This window comes from Bradyrhizobium sp. CSA207 (assembly GCF_029051685.1).
GTDB lineage: Bacteria > Pseudomonadota > Alphaproteobacteria > Rhizobiales > Xanthobacteraceae > Bradyrhizobium.
Map to the genome: position 1 here is coordinate 33,786 of NZ_JAACFT010000003.1, position 16,731 is coordinate 50,516.

At 65.5% G+C, this 16,731-nt stretch carries 13 protein-coding genes; 8 read left to right on the forward strand and 5 right to left on the reverse strand.

The genetic code is table 11. From position 1 onward, the window contains the following. Positions 1-14: 14 nt before the first annotated feature. Positions 15-1,823: an ABC transporter ATP-binding protein gene (locus GWG65_RS03545; protein WP_275193983.1), complete on the reverse strand. Its 1,809-nt coding sequence runs from the start codon at positions 1,821-1,823 to the stop codon at positions 15-17. Positions 1,824-1,941: 118 nt separating this feature from the next. After that, the gene (galE, locus tag GWG65_RS03550; RefSeq protein ID WP_275193984.1) at positions 1,942-2,955 is read right to left on the reverse strand and encodes a UDP-glucose 4-epimerase GalE; all 1,014 of its coding nucleotides are present in this window, start codon (positions 2,953-2,955) and stop codon (positions 1,942-1,944) included. A gap of 126 nt (positions 2,956-3,081) precedes the next feature. On the opposite strand from galE, the gene GWG65_RS03555 reads away from it, so the two are divergent. Then, a complete protein-coding gene (locus GWG65_RS03555) occupies positions 3,082-4,119 on the forward strand; it encodes a glycosyltransferase family 4 protein (protein WP_275193985.1) in 1,038 nt (345 codons plus the stop codon). 176 nt (positions 4,120-4,295) lie between these two features. Here GWG65_RS03555 and waaF read toward each other — a convergent pair whose 3' ends face one another. Beyond that, positions 4,296-5,366 carry a lipopolysaccharide heptosyltransferase II gene (gene waaF, locus GWG65_RS03560; protein ID WP_275193986.1) on the reverse strand — a complete coding sequence of 357 codons (1,071 nt, stop codon included), beginning with the start codon at positions 5,364-5,366 and terminating at the stop codon, positions 4,296-4,298. A 159-nt stretch (positions 5,367-5,525) separates the two neighbouring features. On the opposite strand from waaF, the gene rfaD reads away from it, so the two are divergent. The 6 genes from rfaD to GWG65_RS03590 all read left to right on the forward strand — a co-directional run bounded on the left by rfaD (position 5,526) and on the right by GWG65_RS03590 (position 13,528). Next, positions 5,526-6,506: an ADP-glyceromanno-heptose 6-epimerase gene (gene rfaD / locus GWG65_RS03565; protein ID WP_275193987.1), complete on the forward strand. Its 981-nt coding sequence runs from the start codon at positions 5,526-5,528 to the stop codon at positions 6,504-6,506. A 12-nt stretch (positions 6,507-6,518) separates the two neighbouring features. Next, positions 6,519-8,003: a D-glycero-beta-D-manno-heptose-7-phosphate kinase gene (rfaE1, locus tag GWG65_RS03570; protein WP_275193988.1), complete on the forward strand. Its 1,485-nt coding sequence runs from the start codon at positions 6,519-6,521 to the stop codon at positions 8,001-8,003. Continuing rightward, positions 8,000-9,286 carry an O-antigen ligase family protein gene (locus GWG65_RS03575; RefSeq protein ID WP_275193990.1) on the forward strand — a complete coding sequence of 429 codons (1,287 nt, stop codon included), beginning with the start codon at positions 8,000-8,002 and terminating at the stop codon, positions 9,284-9,286. Before rfaE1 ends, GWG65_RS03575 begins: the two co-directional genes overlap by 4 nt. Before the next feature lie 161 nt (positions 9,287-9,447). Further along, positions 9,448-11,361, forward strand: a complete 1,914-nt coding sequence (locus GWG65_RS03580; RefSeq protein ID WP_275193991.1) for an SDR family NAD(P)-dependent oxidoreductase — start codon at positions 9,448-9,450, stop codon at positions 11,359-11,361. 2 nt (positions 11,362-11,363) lie between these two features. Beyond that, positions 11,364-12,584 carry a glycosyltransferase family 4 protein gene (locus GWG65_RS03585; protein ID WP_275193993.1) on the forward strand — a complete coding sequence of 407 codons (1,221 nt, stop codon included), beginning with the start codon at positions 11,364-11,366 and terminating at the stop codon, positions 12,582-12,584. Continuing rightward, positions 12,581-13,528 carry an NAD-dependent epimerase/dehydratase family protein gene (locus GWG65_RS03590; RefSeq protein WP_275193995.1) on the forward strand — a complete coding sequence of 316 codons (948 nt, stop codon included), beginning with the start codon at positions 12,581-12,583 and terminating at the stop codon, positions 13,526-13,528. The genes GWG65_RS03585 and GWG65_RS03590 overlap by 4 nt, the downstream gene beginning before the upstream one ends. Here the strand turns inward: GWG65_RS03590 and GWG65_RS03595 are convergent. Both GWG65_RS03595 and GWG65_RS03600 read right to left on the reverse strand, forming a co-directional pair. After that, positions 13,516-14,526 carry a glycosyltransferase family 4 protein gene (locus GWG65_RS03595; protein ID WP_275193996.1) on the reverse strand — a complete coding sequence of 337 codons (1,011 nt, stop codon included), beginning with the start codon at positions 14,524-14,526 and terminating at the stop codon, positions 13,516-13,518. The two genes, GWG65_RS03590 and GWG65_RS03595, sit on opposite strands and share 13 nt — an antisense overlap. Then, positions 14,523-15,482, reverse strand: a complete 960-nt coding sequence (locus GWG65_RS03600) for a lysylphosphatidylglycerol synthase transmembrane domain-containing protein (protein WP_275193997.1) — start codon at positions 15,480-15,482, stop codon at positions 14,523-14,525. The genes GWG65_RS03595 and GWG65_RS03600 overlap by 4 nt, the downstream gene beginning before the upstream one ends. A 252-nt stretch (positions 15,483-15,734) precedes the next feature. Between GWG65_RS03600 and GWG65_RS03605 the strand changes: the two genes are divergently transcribed. Continuing rightward, complete coding sequence (locus GWG65_RS03605) at positions 15,735-16,724, forward strand: SDR family NAD(P)-dependent oxidoreductase (RefSeq protein WP_275193998.1); 990 nt, start codon at positions 15,735-15,737, stop codon at positions 16,722-16,724. Positions 16,725-16,731: the final 7 nt, after the last annotated feature.

Below are 16,731 nucleotides of genomic sequence, written 5' to 3' on the forward strand. Positions count from 1 at the left end.
GGGTGAGAGGAATGCTAGGCGGTTGCACCGATCGGCGCCAGTCCCAAGGAGCCGGTGTCGTGATGTTGCAGCCGGAAGAACGAGGCGTAGCGACCCGAGCGGCGGAGCAGCTCGTCGTGCCGGCCCTGCTCGACGATCTCGCCGCCCTCGACCACAAGGATCGCATCCGCGTGTATGATGGTGTGCAGGCGATGGGCGATCACGATGGTGGTGCGATTCTGGCAGAGATGCTCGATCGCCTCCTGCACCTGCTTCTCGGACTCGGAATCGAGCGCCGCGGTGGCCTCATCGAGCAGGATGATCGGTGCATTCTTGATCAGCGCGCGTGCCACCGCGATGCGCTGGCGCTGGCCGCCGGAGAGCTGGGTGCCGTGCTCGCCGACCGGGGTGTCGTAGCCGAGCGGGAAGCTCATGATGAAGTCGTGCGCGCAGGCTGCCTTGGCGGCATCGATGATTTGCGCTTCGGTCGCGCCCGGCCTGCCGAAGGCGATGTTGCTGCGAATGGTGTCGCGGAACAGATAGACGTCCTGGCCGACATAGGCGGTCTGCGCCCGCAGCGACTTTCGCGAAATAGACCCGATCGACTGGCCGTCGATCACGATGTCGCCCTGCGTCACCTCATAGAAGCGCAGCAGCAGCGCCAGCACCGTCGACTTGCCGCCGCCCGAGGGGCCAACCAGCGCGGTGACCTTGCCGGGCTCGGCGACGAAGCTCATGCGATTGAGCACGGTCTCGCCGGTGCGGTAAGCGAAGCTGACGTCGTTGAGCTCGATCCGTGCGTCGGAGAGCTTTAGCGCCGGCTTGTCGTCGTCGGATTGCTCGCTGGCCGGGCTGTCGACGACTTCGAGCAGCATGCGCGCGCCGACGAGCTGGCTGTTCAGGTCGATGTTGAGCCGCGCCAGGCGCTTGGCCGGCTCGGTCGCCATCAGGAACGCGGTCATGAAGGAGAAGAACGCGCCGGGCGTGGCGTTGAGTGCAACCACGCTGTAACCGCCATAGAGCAGGCAGCCGGCCACCGCGAAGCCGCCGAGCATTTCCATCAGCGGGTTGGAGCGGTTGGCGACGCGGGCCATCTTGTTGGCGTTGCGCTCGACGATTGCGATGTTCTCGTCGATGCGCTTCTGCATGGCTTCTTCGAGCGTGAAGGCCTTGACGGTACGGATGCCTTGCAGCGACTCCTGCATCGTTTCCATGATGTCGGCAGTGCCGGTGAACTGGTTGAAGGCGAGACCCTTGATGCGCTTGACCAGCTTGCGCAGCACCAGCATCGCCGGCGGTACCGCGACGAGGCCGATGAACGACATCAGCGGATCCTGCCACACCATCACGCCGATCATGGCGAGCAGCATCATGAGGTCGCGCCCGACGGCGTTGACCAGCATGTTGAGGACGTCGGTGATGGACTTTGCGCCGGCCGTCAGCCGCGCCAAAAATTCCGACGAGTGCCGCTCGGAGAAGAAGCCGACGTTCTCGCGCATCAACTTGGCGAAGAGCTGGCGCTGGTTGGTGGCCAGGATGGCGTTGCTGATCTTGGTCAGGATCACCATGTGGCCGTAGGTCGCCACGCCCTTGATGAACAGAAGGATGACTGTCACGCCCGAGAACATCGCGATGCCCGGGATGTTCTTGTCGACATAAGCCTGGTTGATGACCTGGCCGAGCACGTAGGTCGCGCCCGCGGTCGAGCCTGCGGCAAGCGCCATCAGCGCGAAGGCAACCAGGTAGCGCCGCCAGTAGATGACGCCCTGTTCCGTGACCAGGCGGCGAATCAGGACCGCTGCCGCGTAGGGATCGTCGGTGATTTTCTTTGGAAACTGGGCCATCCGCAGTCCATTGACGGCACAGGAAAAAGCCTGCCCGCGCGTCAGGGATCGAACGGCCTCTGTGCCCGCTAAAGCCACGCTTTTCAAGCCCAATTAAGGGCTTGCGCCTGGATGGATTCTAGGCCGAGGCGGCGTGGCGGAGCTCGCCATGGCGTTCACGGAGCAGCTTGTCCTCCCAGGCCAGCGCGTGCGCCGCGATGGTCTCGAGGTCGTCGTATTGCGGCTTCCAGTCGAGCAGGCTGCGGATGCAGCTGGTGTCGGCGACCATGGTCATGATGTCGCCGGGCCGGCGCGGCGCGTATTGCACGGCGAAGCTGCGCCCCGAAACCCGCCGCACCGCGTCGATGGTCTCGAGCACCGAATAGCCGCGGCCATAGCCGCAATTCAGCGTCGTGGAGGCCCCGCCGCGGCGCAAGTACGACAGCGCCGAGCGATGCGCCTGCGACAGGTCCGTGACGTGAATGAAGTCGCGGATGCAGCTGCCGTCCTGGGTCGGATAGTCGGTGCCGAACACGTCGATCTTGGCGCGCTGGCCGGTCGCTGCCTCGACCGCGATCTTGAGCAGATGCGTGGCGCCGACGGTGGCAAGACCAATGCGGGCCTGCGGATCGGCACCGGCGACGTTGAAATAGCGCAAGGTCACATATTGCATGCCGTAAGCCGAGGCGACGTCGTGCAGCATGATCTCGGTCATCAGCTTCGACGAGCCGTAGGGCGACAGCGGCCGCGTCGGCGCGTGCTCGGGCACCGGCACCTGATCCGGATTGCCGTAGACGGCGGCGGTCGAGGAGAAGATGAAGCGGCCAATGCCGCGCTTGACCGCGACGTTGAGCAGGTTGCGCGCGGTGGTGAAGTTGTTGCGGTAGTAGCCGAGCGGATCGCGCATCGACTCCGGCACGACCACCGAGCCCGCGAAATGGATGATGCTCTCGATGTTGTGCTGCGCGATCACGCCTTCGAGCAGGTTCTCGTCGCCGGCATCGCCGATGAACAGCGGCACGCCCTCAGGCAGATAGGCGGAGAAACCCGTGGAGAGATCGTCGATCACGACGACGTCTTCGCCGGCTTCCGCCAGCGCCAGGACCGTGTGACTTCCGATATAGCCGGCGCCGCCGGTGACAAGCACAGTCATGATCTCACCCGTCTTCGATCAACGCATGAAGCTAACGTTTATGCGGTGAAGAGGGGGTTTCGGCGCGGCTGAACTGGCCACTATGCTTAATGTTGCGTATAGGACCTTTTCGAAACGGAGCATGACGTGGCGAATACCCCGGGCGATCTGCAGGTGATCGTGCCAAATCTGCACAGGCGCTATTCCGGGGTCACCGCGACCAACCGGATGGTGGCGCCGCGGCTGGCGAAGCTGTTCCGCGCCGGCTGGTTCGGCTCGGACGCGCCGGAGGGGATTGCGCGCCTTGGCGTTGCCGATGTCCTGAAATTATGGCGCCGCCGCACGCCGCTGATCTGGCACGCGCGCCGCAACAACGAGATGATCGCGGGCGTCGCGCTGCGCGCGCTCGGCTGGCCGCTCAAGCTCGTCTTCACCTCGGCGGCGCAGCGCCATCACAGCTGGATCACGCGCTGGCTGATCCGGCGCATGGACGCGATCATCGCGACCTCCGACATCTCGGCGTCGTTCCTGAAGGTGAAGGCGAGCGTGATTCCGCATGGCGTCGACACCGACGTCTATGCGCCGCCGCAAGTTCGCGCCGCGGCCTTTGCGGAAGCCGCGCTGCCGGGCCGCTACGCGATCGGCTGCTTCGGCCGCGTGCGCGCGCAGAAGGGCACGGATGTGTTCGTCGACGCGATGTGCATGCTGTTGCCGCGCTATCCGGATTTCACCGCCGTCATCGTCGGCCAGGTCACGGCGGAGCAGACTTCCTTTGCCAACGATCTGAAGAAGCGGATCGAAACTGCAGGCCTGCAATCGCGCATCGTCATCACCGGCGAGCTGCCGATCGATGAGGTGCAGCGCTGGTACCAGCGCCTGACCATCTACGCCTTCACCTCGCGCAACGAAGGTTTTGGGCTGACGCTGATCGAGGCGATGGCGGCGGGCAGCGCGCTGGTCGCCGCGCGTGCCGGAGCGGCCGAGCCGGTGGTCGAGGACGGCGTCACCGGCGTGCTGGTGCCGCCGGGAGATGCCGATGCGCTGGTCGCCGCACTGGAGCCGCTGATGCGTGACGTGACCGCGGCCACCGCGATGGGCGAGCGTGGCCGCGCCCGCGTGCTTGAGATGTTCAGTCTCGACGCCGAGGCGGCACGGATCGGCGAGGTCTATCGTCCGCTGCTCTGAACGACCGCCTCGGGTCGAGATCAAAAAGCGCGAAAACAACCCCATGCACAGTAGCCGGTGCCAGCGGAATCAATGGCTTGGCGGCCGGCGGGATTGAGTGCGGATTTTGCGAAATCAATTTGACGCGTCGGGCAAAACACCGGCATGATGTCACCATCGGCGCAGCCTCGACGGCCTCACGTCGTAGCCCGCGCCCCCGCCTGACTCAGCACCCGCTGCGCAATCGCCACCACCTCCGCCGCCGCGATATCGCGCATGCAGCGGTGGTCGTTGATGCGGCAGATCGTGCTCTGGCAGGGCTGGCAGGCGAGAGCGCTCTTGTCCTGGACAACGGTAGCGGCAAGGCCGTTGAGGGGGGCCCAGAGGTACGGACTGGTCGGGCCGAAGATGCCCATGGTGGGCGTCCCCAGCGCGGCCGCGATATGCATCAAGCCGGAGTCGTTGGAGATCGCGACATCGGCCGCGGCCATGGCCAGCACACCGTTGCGCAGGTCGGTGCCGGTCAGATCTCGCACCCCGGGCCCGCCCGCGGCGACGATCTCCTGCGCTAGGCCCTTTTCCCCGGGACCGCCGGCCACCCAGACCTCCAGCCCGCGTTCGACCAGCAGCCGGGCGGCCTCGGGATAGTAGGTCCAGCGTTTTGAAGCGCCGACCGAGCCGGGGGCGAGCGCCACGGCCGCGCCTGCGCCGAGGCCATTGGCCTGCCGCCAGCGGGCGACCTCCTCGGCCGGAACCCGCAATTGCGGTACCGGCCATTCCGCCGGCAGCGGCGCGCCGGCGGGCTGGGCGAGGGCGGCATTCTTGTCGATGAAGCGGGGCAGCCGCTTTTCGCCCCAGCGCCAGCGGTTGAGCAGGCCGAACCGGAACTCGCCGACAAAGCCGACCCGCTCGGGGATGCCGGCCAGTGCGGGCGCAATGGCCGCTTTCCAGGTGCGGGGGAGCACCAGGGCCGTGCCGTAGTTCCGCTCGCGCAGGAGCTTCGCCAGGCCGAACTGGCGGCCCACGGCGAGTTGGCTGCGTGGCAGGTCCCAGACGATCCCGTGGCGTACGCCGGGCATGTAATCGACCAGCGGGGCGCACAGGGACGTGGTCAGGAGATCGACCGGCCGGTTCGGCCAGCGCTCCTTCAAAACCCGGACGACGGTGTGATTCCGGACGAAATCGCCGATCCACATATAGGGGATGATCAGGATCGGGCGGGTGTCGCTCCGGCCCTCACGCCCCTTAAATTGCGAATCGCTGTTCATTTGTTGATCGGGCCGCTGGCGCACTGATTGTGTCGGTTCGGTAGCCGCTCCGGGCCGGCAGGTAAAGCCGGCAGCTCGCCGGTCCCAAAACCGCTTACACTTTGGCGGATCATGCGCTAGGGCAAGACCGGACCTCGAAATTCGGGCAGGGATCTTGGAATGTTGCTGGTGACCGGCGGGGCCGGTTTTATCGGATCGAATGTCGTCGCCGCGCTGAACGAGGCCGGCCGCAGCGACGTCGTGGTCTGTGATCTCCTCGGCACCGACGGCAAGTGGCGCAATCTCGCCAAGCGGCAGCTTGTGGATATCGTCCCGCCGGCCGAGCTGCTCGCGTGGCTGAAGGACCGCAAGCTTGACGCCGTGATCCATCTCGGAGCGATTTCCGAGACCACCGCCACCGACGGCGATCTCGTGATCGAGGCCAATTTCCGCCTGTCGATGCGCCTCTTGGACTGGTGCACGGCCAATGCAGTGCCGTTCGTCTATGCTTCTTCGGCCGCAACCTATGGCGATGGCGCCGCCGGCTTTGACGATGACGCGTCGCTGCCGGCGCTGAAGAAGCTGCGGCCGATGAATCTCTACGGCTGGAGCAAGCAGCTGTTCGATCTCGCCGTCGCCGAGCGCGTGGCGCGCGGCGACAAGCTGCCGCCGCAATGGGCCGGGCTGAAGTTCTTCAATGTGTTCGGCCCGAACGAGTATCACAAGGGCTCGATGATGAGCGTGCTGGCGCGCCGCTTCGACGACGTCAGGGCGGGCCGCACTGTGCAACTGTTCAAGTCGCACCGCGAGGGCATCGCCGACGGCGATCAGCGCCGCGATTTCATCTATGTCGACGACGTCGTGCGGGTCATCATGTGGCTATGGGCGACGCCCTCGGTGTCCGGGCTGTTCAACGTCGGAACCGGCAAGGCGCGCAGCTTCAAGGACCTGATTGTTGCCGCCTATGCGGCACTCGGCAGCGAGCCAAACATCGAATACATCGACATGCCCGAGGCGATCCGCGGCAGCTACCAGTACTTCACCCAGAGCAAGGTCGATCGTCTGCATCGTGCCGGCTATAACGGCGGCTTCACGACGCTGGAGGACGCGGTGAAGGCCTATGTCGGGGATTATCTCGACCGGCTCGATCGCTTTCGCTGAGGCCCTTTGACCATGCCGACGCCAATTCTCGATTTCGATGCTCTCGGGCAAGCCATTGCGGGCCGGACGGTGCTTTGCATCGGCGACATCATGCTCGACGAGTTCGTCTATGGCGAGGTGTCGCGGATCTCGCCGGAAGCGCCGGCCCCGGTGATCGCAGCAGGGCGCAGCGAGATCCATATCGGCGGCGCCGGCAACGTCGCGCGCAATGTCGCCTCGCTCGGCGCGCGCTGCATCTTCGTCGGTCTCGTCGGCGATGACGATGCGGGCCGGCGGCTCGCGGCCGCGCTTGCCGAGCAGACCGGCATTGAAAGCGTGCTGGTGTGCGATCCGTCGCGGCCGACGACGCGAAAGGTGCGCTTCGTCTCCGAGCATTTCTCCACCCATATGCTGCGCGCGGATTGGGAGCAGGCGCAGCCAGCTTCCGACGAGATCGAGACCAGGCTGATCGAGGCGATCCTGCCGCAGATCTCGCGCGCCGACATTCTGCTGCTGTCCGACTATGCCAAGGGCGTGCTGACCGCGCGCGTGATCCGCCACACCATCGACGCCGCGCGAATACTCGGCAAGCCCGTGATCGTCGATCCCAAGAGCCTCAACTGGGCGATCTATCGCGGCGCCACGCTGCTCACGCCCAACCGCAAGGAATTCTCGGAAGCGACCCGCAGCCGCGCCGACACGGCGCAGAGCATCGTCGACGCCTCCGAGGACGTGATGCGGCTCGCCGATTGCGAGGCGATCCTGGTGACCCAAGGCGAGCACGGCATGACGCTGGTGCCGCGCCATGGCGAAGCGGTTCATGTTCCGGCGTACCCTGTGAAGGTGCGGGACGTCTCCGGCGCCGGCGATACTGTCGCCGCAGCGCTTTCCGTGTCGCTCGCGGCGGGCGCGGATTGGGATACGGCCTTGCGTATGGCCAATGCAGCAGCCGCTGTCGCCGTCGGCAAGCAGGGCACCGCCAGCGTGACCGCTGCCGAGCTGCGGCGAACGATCCTGCCGCATGCCTATCTCGCGGCCGAAGAGAAGATCGTGCTCGAGGCCGACGCACTCGAGGCGCAGCTCGCCGAATGGCGCAGGCTGGGCTTGCGGGTCGGCTTCACCAATGGCTGTTTCGATATCCTGCATCCCGGCCACGTCAAGGTGCTGACCGCGGCGCGCTCCGCCTGTGACCGCCTCATCGTCGGCCTCAACAGCGATGCCTCGGTGCGGCGGCTGAAGGGCGCGGACCGTCCGGTGCAGGACGAGCGCGCACGCGCCGAGGTGCTGGCGGCGCTTGAAGCCGTCGATCTCGTCGTCATCTTCGACGAGGATACGCCAATCGACCTGATCACCCGGATCAAGCCGAGCGCCCTGGTGAAGGGCGGCGACTACACCCGCGAGCAGGTGGTCGGCCACGAGGTCGTGGAGGCCGCCGGCGGAACGGTCGTGCTGGTCGACATCCTCCAGGGTTTCAGCACGACGGCGCTGGTCCATCGCGCGCGCGGAGGGGACAAGTGACGGCGCTTGCCCGGGAGACGACCGGCCAGATGCTGTGGCGGCGCCTGCGCAGTCCGGCGGCCTGGCGCGAGACGGTCGATCTGCTCGCCATTCTCACGGCCGCCTCGCTGCCCTGGTCGACCACGCTCGCAGCGATCTTCAACATTGCGATGCTCGCCTGCATGGTGCCGTTCCTGGACGTCAAGGCGTTCCTGCAATCGCTCAAGCGTCCGATCTGCGCGGCGCCGATTGCCCTGGTCTTGCTCGCGCTGTTAGGAACGCTGTGGTCAGACGCACCGTGGGGCGCGCGTTTCTACGCGGTCAATCCGACCGCGAAGTTGCTCGTGCTTCCGGTCCTTCTGTATCATTTCGAACGATCCTCGCGCGGATATTGGGTGCTCGGCGCCTTCCTCGTCTCCTGCGCGCTGTTGTCGGTGATGTCGTGGCTCGTCGCCTTCAATCCCGGCCTTTCCCTGAAGCCCGCGATCGACGCCGAGCGCGGCATCTTCGTCAAGAACTACATCGACCAGAGCCAGGAATTCACCCTGTGTGCGGTCGCGCTCGCTTATCCCGTCGTGCTGCTGCTGCGTGAGAAGAGGTACTGGCTTGCCGGGCTATTAACCGCGCTTGCGCTGAGCTTCTTCGTCAACATGGCCTTCGTGGTGGTGTCGCGCACCGCACTCGTCACCGTTCCGATCATGCTCGGCGTGTTCGCGCTGCTGCACCTGAGGTGGCGCAGTATCGCAATCATCCCCGCCGCTCTGCTCGTCGGCGCAGCACTCGCCTGGCAGACCTCGCCGCAATTGCGCAAGACCGCAGACACCTTTTCCCGAGACTATCAGCTCTACACGCAGGAGAACGTCCCGACGTCGATGGGCGAGCGCCTCGAATATTGGCAGAAGTCAATTCAGTTTTTCCGGCAGGCTCCGATCGCGGGGAACGGGACGGGCTCCGTGTTCGGCCTGTTCGACAAGGTTTCCAGAAGTGCCGATTGGGTCCCGGGCGTCAGGGTCTTTCCGAATCCTCACAACCAGACTCTGGCCGTGGCCGTGCAATGGGGCGTCATCGGCGTCGTCGTTCTCTACACGATGTGGATCCTGCATCTGATGCTGTTCCGCGGCGACGGACTTGCCAACTGGGTGGGCCTGCTGGTCGTGGTGCAGAACGTCTTCACCTCGCTGTTCAATTCCCATCTGTTCGACTTCCACGAGGGCTGGATGTACGTCATCGGCGTCGGGGTTGCCGGCGGCATGGTGCTTCGCGCTGGCCGCACGCCGCCGAAGCTCGGCGAAGCCGGTGCCTGAGGGGCCGTGCGGCTGCCAAGTCTTTTGCTGCCAAGTCTTTTGCTGCCAAGTCTTTGTGCTGCCAAGTCTTGTGCTGATAAGTCGTCTTGTGCTGGCAACTCCTGGCGGGATGGGTTATCAGCGCGGTCAGTTGCACTCAACTGGATAGCATCGGTCGTCGGATGACGCGTCTTTCGCATCTCACCTTGCGCAATTTCCTGATCGCGCTCCACGACCTTCTGGCGACCACGGCGGCGCTGTTTGCCGCCTTCTATCTGCGTTTCGAGGGCGGCGAGGGTTTCCACGACCGTTTGCCGCTGCTGTTTCAGATCCTGCCCTACTTCCTTGCCTTCGCCGTGGTCGTGTTCTTCATCTTCAACCTGACGACGACGAAATGGCGTTTCATCTCGCTGCCCGACGCGCTGAACATCATCCGTGTCGCGACCGTGCTGACGGTTGCGCTCCTCGTCCTCGACTACATCTTCGTTGCCCCCAATGTGCGCGGCGCGTTCTTCCTCGGCAAGGTGACAATCGTCCTCTACTGGTTCCTTGAAATTACCGCTCTCAGCGCGTCGCGCATGGCCTATCGCTACTTCCGTTATACGCGGGTGCGGCGCCGTGCCCGGACCCAGGATGCTGCGCCGACGCTGCTGATCGGCCGCGCAGCGGATGCAGAGGTGCTGTTGCGCGGCATCGAGAGCGGCGCCATCAAACGGATCTGGCCGGTCGGCGTGCTGTCGCCCTCCAGCTCCGATCGCGGCCAGTTCATTCGCAACGTGCCGGTGCTGGGCGGCGTCGACGACATCGAGGATGTCATCGCGGACTTCGCCAAGCGCAACAAGCCGATCGCCCGCCTGGTGATGACGCCGTCCGCGTTCGAGCCGGAGGCTCATCCGGAATCGATCCTGATGCGGGCGCGTAAGCTCGGCGTGATCGTCAACCGCATGCCCTCGCTGGAGAGCGGCGACACGCCGCGGCTGACCGCGGTGGCCGTCGAGGATCTCCTGCTGCGGCCGAGCGAGCAGATCGACTATGCGCGCCTCGAAGCCCTGATCGAAGGCAAGGCGGTGATCGTCACCGGCGGCGGTGGCTCGATCGGTTCGGAGATCTGCGAGCGCATCGTCGCTTTCGGCGCCGCGCGCCTCCTGATCCTGGAGAATTCCGAGCCGGCGCTCTATGCGGTGACGGAAGCGCTCGCCGCGCAGGGCACAGGTGCTGCGGTCGAAGGGCGGATCGCCGACATCCGCGACCGCGAGCGCGTCATGCGCCTGATGGCCGAGTTCAAGCCGGACATCGTATTCCATGCCGCAGCCCTCAAGCACGTGCCGATCCTCGAGCGTGACTGGAGCGAGGGTGTCAAGACCAACATCTTCGGCTCGGTCAACGTTGCGGACGCGGCGCTCAGCGCCGGCGCCGAGGCCATGGTGATGATCTCCACCGACAAGGCGATCGAGCCGGTATCGATGCTCGGCCTGACCAAGCGTTTCGCCGAGATGTATTGCCAGGCGCTCGATCACGACCTTGCGGCGGCGGCCGGCGGCGCCAAGCCGGCGATGCGGCTGATCTCGGTCCGGTTCGGCAACGTGCTGGCGTCGAACGGGTCGGTGGTGCCGAAGTTCAAGGCCCAGATCGAGGCCGGCGGCCCGGTGACGGTCACGCATCCCGACATGGTCCGCTATTTCATGACCATTCGTGAGGCCTGCGACCTCGTCATCACGGCGGCAACGCATGCGCTCGGAACGGTGCGTTCGGACGTTTCGGTCTACGTGCTCAACATGGGCCAGCCGGTCAAGATCGTCGACCTCGCCGAGCGTATGATCCGCCTGTCCGGCCTTCAGCCCGGCTACGACATCGAGATCGTGTTCACGGGAATGCGGCCGGGAGAGCGCTTGAATGAGATCCTGTTCGCGTCCGAGGAGCCGACCCGCGAGATCGGCGTCGCCGGCATCATGGCTGCGCAGCCGAACGAACCGCCGATGCAGACCCTGCGCAAATGGATTACGGCGCTGGAGCAGGCGATCGCGCGGGACGATCGCGCCACCATCAGGACCATCCTGAAGGATGCGGTTCCGGAATTCGGGTCGACCGCGGCCTGACCATGCAGCCTCCCGGCAAGATCGTCGTTGCGAGTCAGCATTATCCGCCGGATCCGAGCACGACGGCGGCGATCATGGCCGAGATCGCCTGCCGTCTCGCCATCGAACACGAGGTCGTCGTGCTGTCGGGCTCGCCCGGCGCGTTGCCGGCGTCGCAGGCCGGTCCGGGCAAGCCGCGCATCGTCGCCGTCAAGAACCGCGTGACCGGCAAGGCGGCGCTGGTGCGGCGTGGCGCGGCCGAATTGCTGTTCGTCGCGCGCACCTTCCTTGCGTTGCTGCGGCAGCTTCGGCCCGGCGACGTCGTGGTCACCGTCACTGCGCCGTTCATGCTGCCTTACGCGGTCGCCGCGGCAGCAAGGGTGAGGCGCGCCCGCTCGGCGCTGATCCTGCATGACCTCTTCCCCGAGGTGCTGGTGACGGCGGGGATTCTCAAACCCGGTTCGATCGTGACCCGGACGATGCGCGCTGCCAACGCCTTGATGTTCCGCACGCTCAATGCCGTCATCACCATCGGCCGCGATGCAGAACGGCCGCTGCTGAGCTATCGCGGCATGACGCGGAATAAGATCCGCTTCATCCCGAACTGGGCGACACTCGTGCCCGCCCCGCGGCCGGTGACCCCGGACAATCCGTTTCGCAAGGCGATGTCGGCCCGCTTCGTCGTCGGCCTGTCGGGCAATCTCGGCTTCACCCACGATCCGGAGATCGTGTTCGAGGCGGCGCGCCTGTTGAAGGACGAGACCAACATTCACTTCCTGCTCTCCGGCTGGGGCATCGGCTTCGATCGGCTGAAACAGTTGCAGACGGCTTCGAACCTGCCCAATGTCTCCTTCGTGGCGCGCGTCGAGGATGCGGAGCTCGAGGCGTTCCTGACTTCTGCGGACCTCTGGATCATTCCGTACCGGAAGGACGTCGCCGGGGTGTCGGTGCCGAGCCGATTCTACAATCTTCTGGCGGTCGGCCGTCCCGTCGTGCTGGTCTCCGAGCCGGAAGCCGAGGCCGCGCTGACGGTGGTGGAAAACGGGCTCGGCTGGGTCGTCACGCCGGGCCGCGCCGATCAACTGGCCGAAGCAATCCGCAATGCGTCGCGTTCCGACACCGGTGCCATGACGGAGCGGGCCGTGAAGGCGGCATCGAAGTTCGATCGCGCCAGCGCGATGAACGCCTATGCCGCCCTGGTCGACGAATTGCTGCACAGTCCCGAATTGGCGGAGCAACGATGAGCGAACGCAAGCCGGTGGTGCTGGTCACGGGAGCGAGCGGCTTCGTCGGCGGTCATGTCGTGCCTGCGCTGGCGCGCGAGGGATGGTCGGTCCGCCGCGCGGTCCGCAGCCCGGAAGGCATCGGCGATGAGGTCGTCATCAAAGCGATCGGGCCCGAAACCGATTGGCAGGACGCGCTCGCCGGCGTCGACGCCGTGGTCCATCTCGCCGCGCGCGTGCATCACAAGCACGAGGAGCATGCGGTCAAGCTCTATCGCAACGTCAACATTGCCGGCACGCTGCACCTGGCGCGCAGTGCGGCGACGTCCGGCGTGCGCCAGTTCATCTTCATCAGCACGGTTCTCGTGCATGGCCGCAGCAATGAGGGCCGTGCGCCGTTCAGCGAGGACGATATCCTGACGCCGCGCGGCCTCTATGGCATGTCCAAGGCGGCGGCCGAGGCGGGCTTGAGGACGCTGGCGCGCGACACCGACATGAAGATCTCGGTGATCAGGCCGCCGCTGGTCTATGGCGCGGGCGCCAAGGGCAATTTTGCGCTGCTGTCGCGTGCTGTGCAGCTGGGGCTGCCGCTGCCCTTTGCCGCGATCCGCAATCACCGCGCTTTCCTCGCGGTGCAGAACCTCTCGTCGTTCATCCTGCGCCGGCTCGCCCATCCCGACCCCGCCAGCAATTTCGAGATCTTTCTGGTGGCGGACAGGGAACAGGTCTCGACGCCCGAATTCATCGAGCGCCTGGCGCTGGCGTCCGGCAAGAGCCCGCGGCTGTTCGGCATGCCGCCGGAGCTGCTCGGCTCGCTGCTCGGCGTGATCGGCCGGCAGGATACCTATGACAGCCTGATCGGCTCGCTCGAGCTCAACGTCTCCAAGGCGATCGCAATCGGCTGGCAGCCCCAGGTCACGCTCGATGAGGGCTTGCGGCTTGCGCTGTCGGCTCAGGACGCCTGAGGGCGCGAGAACCGCCGCAGCACCAATCCAACTGCGATTGCGCCCGCCAGCAGCGCGAGCATCGTGGCAGCCGCCGAACCGGCACGAATGGTGACGATGGCCAGCAGTGCGAGCAGGAGGTTGAGCGCGAGCACCTCGGCGATCACCCGCGAGACCGTGAAACCGTTGTCGGTGGCGCGCTGGTAAAAATGTGAACGGTGCGCCGACCAGAACGGTTCGCGTCTTGCGATGCGGCGAAACAGCGTGATGGTGGAATCCGCAAGGTAATAGGCCGGCAGCAACAGCGCTGCGGCCGGCTGCCCATGCCAGGCGAGCTCCAGCAGGCACCATCCGAGCAGGAGGCCGATCGGCAAGCTGCCGACATCGCCGAGAAACACCTTTGCGACCGGACGGTTGAATGGCGCAAAGCCGAGCATGGCCCCGCACAGCGCCGTGGCGACGAGCGCGGCCGGCCAGGACAGTTCGCCGAGCCATCCGAGCAGCATCAGCGCCGCGGTGACCGGCACCACTTCCGCCGCGGTCATCAGGTCGAGCCCGTCCATGAAGTTGACGAGGTTCACGAACCAGACGCCCGCAAGCAGGATGAGGCCGCGCTCCAGCGCGAGCGGCAGGGCCGGAACGATGCGCGCAGTCTCGGGCGAGGTGAACACGACCGCGCCGACGGCGGCGGCCTGCAGCACCAGCCGCACCAGCACCGGCAGCGACACGATGTCGTCGGCAAACCCGACCAGCGCGATCAGCACCGTCGCGGCCACCAGCGCCGGCGGGATCGCGATGTTGGCCCAGACCGAAGCAACCAGCAGCGTGGCGGCGATCACCGCGATGCCCGCACCCTGCGGGGTGGGGATACGATGCGAGGACCGCGCATTCGGACGCGCCAGTGCGTAGCGCTGCAGCAGGGGACGGCTGGTCCAGGTTATGAGGGCCGAAATCAGCGCGGCGATCGCGATGGCGAGCAGCGATGGTCCGACGGCGAGGGCGGCGTCGGCCGGATTCACTCCGGCACCCCGATCGGCCCCGATCCTTGCGCGGCTTTTTCGGCGCTGAGGATCCAGACCAGGCCACCAACCGCGCCGACGATGAACGAGACGGCGCCGAACAGCAGCGAGACGTTGACACCTTCGTTCACAGCGAGCCCGGCGAAGCCGAAGGCCAGCCCCATCGTGGCCTCGCGTACGCCCCAGCCGGCGATCGAGATCGGCATCAAGGTGATCAGCATGACCGGCGGCAGCAGCAGGAAGACCTGGCCGAAGCCGACCGGCGCGGCAATCGACTGCACTACGCACCAGGCGATGACGACAGCGAGCACGTGAATGACGAGCGACAGGATGGCGATGATCGGTCCGCGCGTCGCGCTGAAGATCACGCGGTTCGCGATCACCGCACAGGCGTGGATGTGATGCGTGGCCCACCAGGTCTTCAGCCACGGCCATTTCAGCGCGCCGAAGACCAGAAAGCCGAGGCCGCCTGCAAGCGCCGCAAGGTCGACAAGCACCAATGCCGATCGTCCGTGCGGATCAGTGATGAGGGCATAACTCCAGGGCAGGCTCGCGACGATGATGATCGCAAGCGCGATCAGGCCGATCGCGCGGTCGACGAAGATCGAGTAGGTCGCCGCGCGCCATCCGGCGCCGGCGCGCGCGACCAGCCACAGCCGGACCGCGTCGCCGCCGATCGCCGATGGCAGGGTCTGGTTGAAGAACGCGCCGATCACGTTGTAACGCATGGCGCGGCCGAGCTCGAGCGGCGCGCCGCATTCGGCGCTGACCTCGCGCCAGCGCAGCACGCCGACGAAGATTTGCAGGAAGGTGATCGCGATCGCCATGCCGATCCAGAACAGGCTGGTCACGGTGAAACGCGAAAACAGTTCGGACAGATCCACCTTGCGCAGCGCCAGATAGAGCAGCGCCGCGGAAATCAGGATTTTGGCCGTCGACAGCAGGATTCGGCGCATCTCGCCCGCATGAACAGGGTTTGCGAAGATTTGTGGCGACCCGACGCGAAGCGCCGAATTCGGCCGCTTTGGTATGGTCTTGGCGCCGATCTTGCAATAGCTGAAAGGAAGCTGTCATGAAAGGAAGCTGTCATGAAAGGAAGCGGTCATGAACGGAAGCGGTCATGAACGGCGGCGGGATATCGCCCGCTCGAAGCAGCAGCTAAACAGGCGCCGATCGCGGGCGCGGGTGAAGGACCCTTTGGGAACAGGATGACGGATCAGGCGATTTTGGTCACGGGTGCCGCCGGCTTCATCGGCTTTCACGTCGCCCGGCAGCTCCTGGGCGAGGGCCGGCCCGTCGTCGGCCTCGACAATCTCAACAGCTATTATGATCCGGCGCTCAAACAGGCGCGTCTGGATTTGCTGCGGAACGATTCCCGCTTCTCCTTCGTGCAGGCCGATCTGGCCGACCGCGACACCATCGCGGCACTGTTTGCCAGGCACGGATTCGCCAAAGTCGTGCATCTCGCCGCGCAGGCCGGCGTGCGCTACTCGATCGACAATCCGCACGCTTACGCGGATTCCAACCTCCAGGGCTTTCTCAACGTGCTCGAGGGCTGCCGGAACAATTTCTGTCGTCATCTCGTCTACGCCTCGTCATCCTCCGTTTATGGCGCCAACACAAAACTGCCATTTGCCGTGCAGGACCGGACCGATCATCCGGTCAGCTTCTACGCCGCGACCAAGAAGGCGAACGAGCTGATGGCGCAGTCCTACAGCCATCTCTACCGGCTGCCGGTCACGGGCCTGCGCTTCTTCACCATCTACGGACCGTGGGGGCGGCCCGATATGGCCATGTTTCTGTTCGCGAACGCGATCATGGCGAATAGGCCGATCCGGCTCTTTAACCATGGCAGGATGCGTCGCGACTTCACCTATATTGACGACGTGACCCGTGTAGTATCCAAGCTGATCGACCGGGTGCCCGCGGACGAGCCGGCTGCCGCAAATGCGCCGTCTCGGGTCTACAATGTCGGCAATCACCACCCCGAGGAGCTGATGCATGTCGTCGCGCTTCTGGAGCGGGAGCTGGGCCGGACGGCGAACAAAGAGCTGCTGCCAATGCAGCCTGGAGACGTGCTGGAAACGTTCGCGGATGTCGAGGATTTGATGCGCGACACCGGCTTTGCGCCGTCAACGCCGATCGAGCACGGGGTCCGTAATTTTGTCACCTGGTATCGGGACTACTTCAAGGTTTGAGATGACG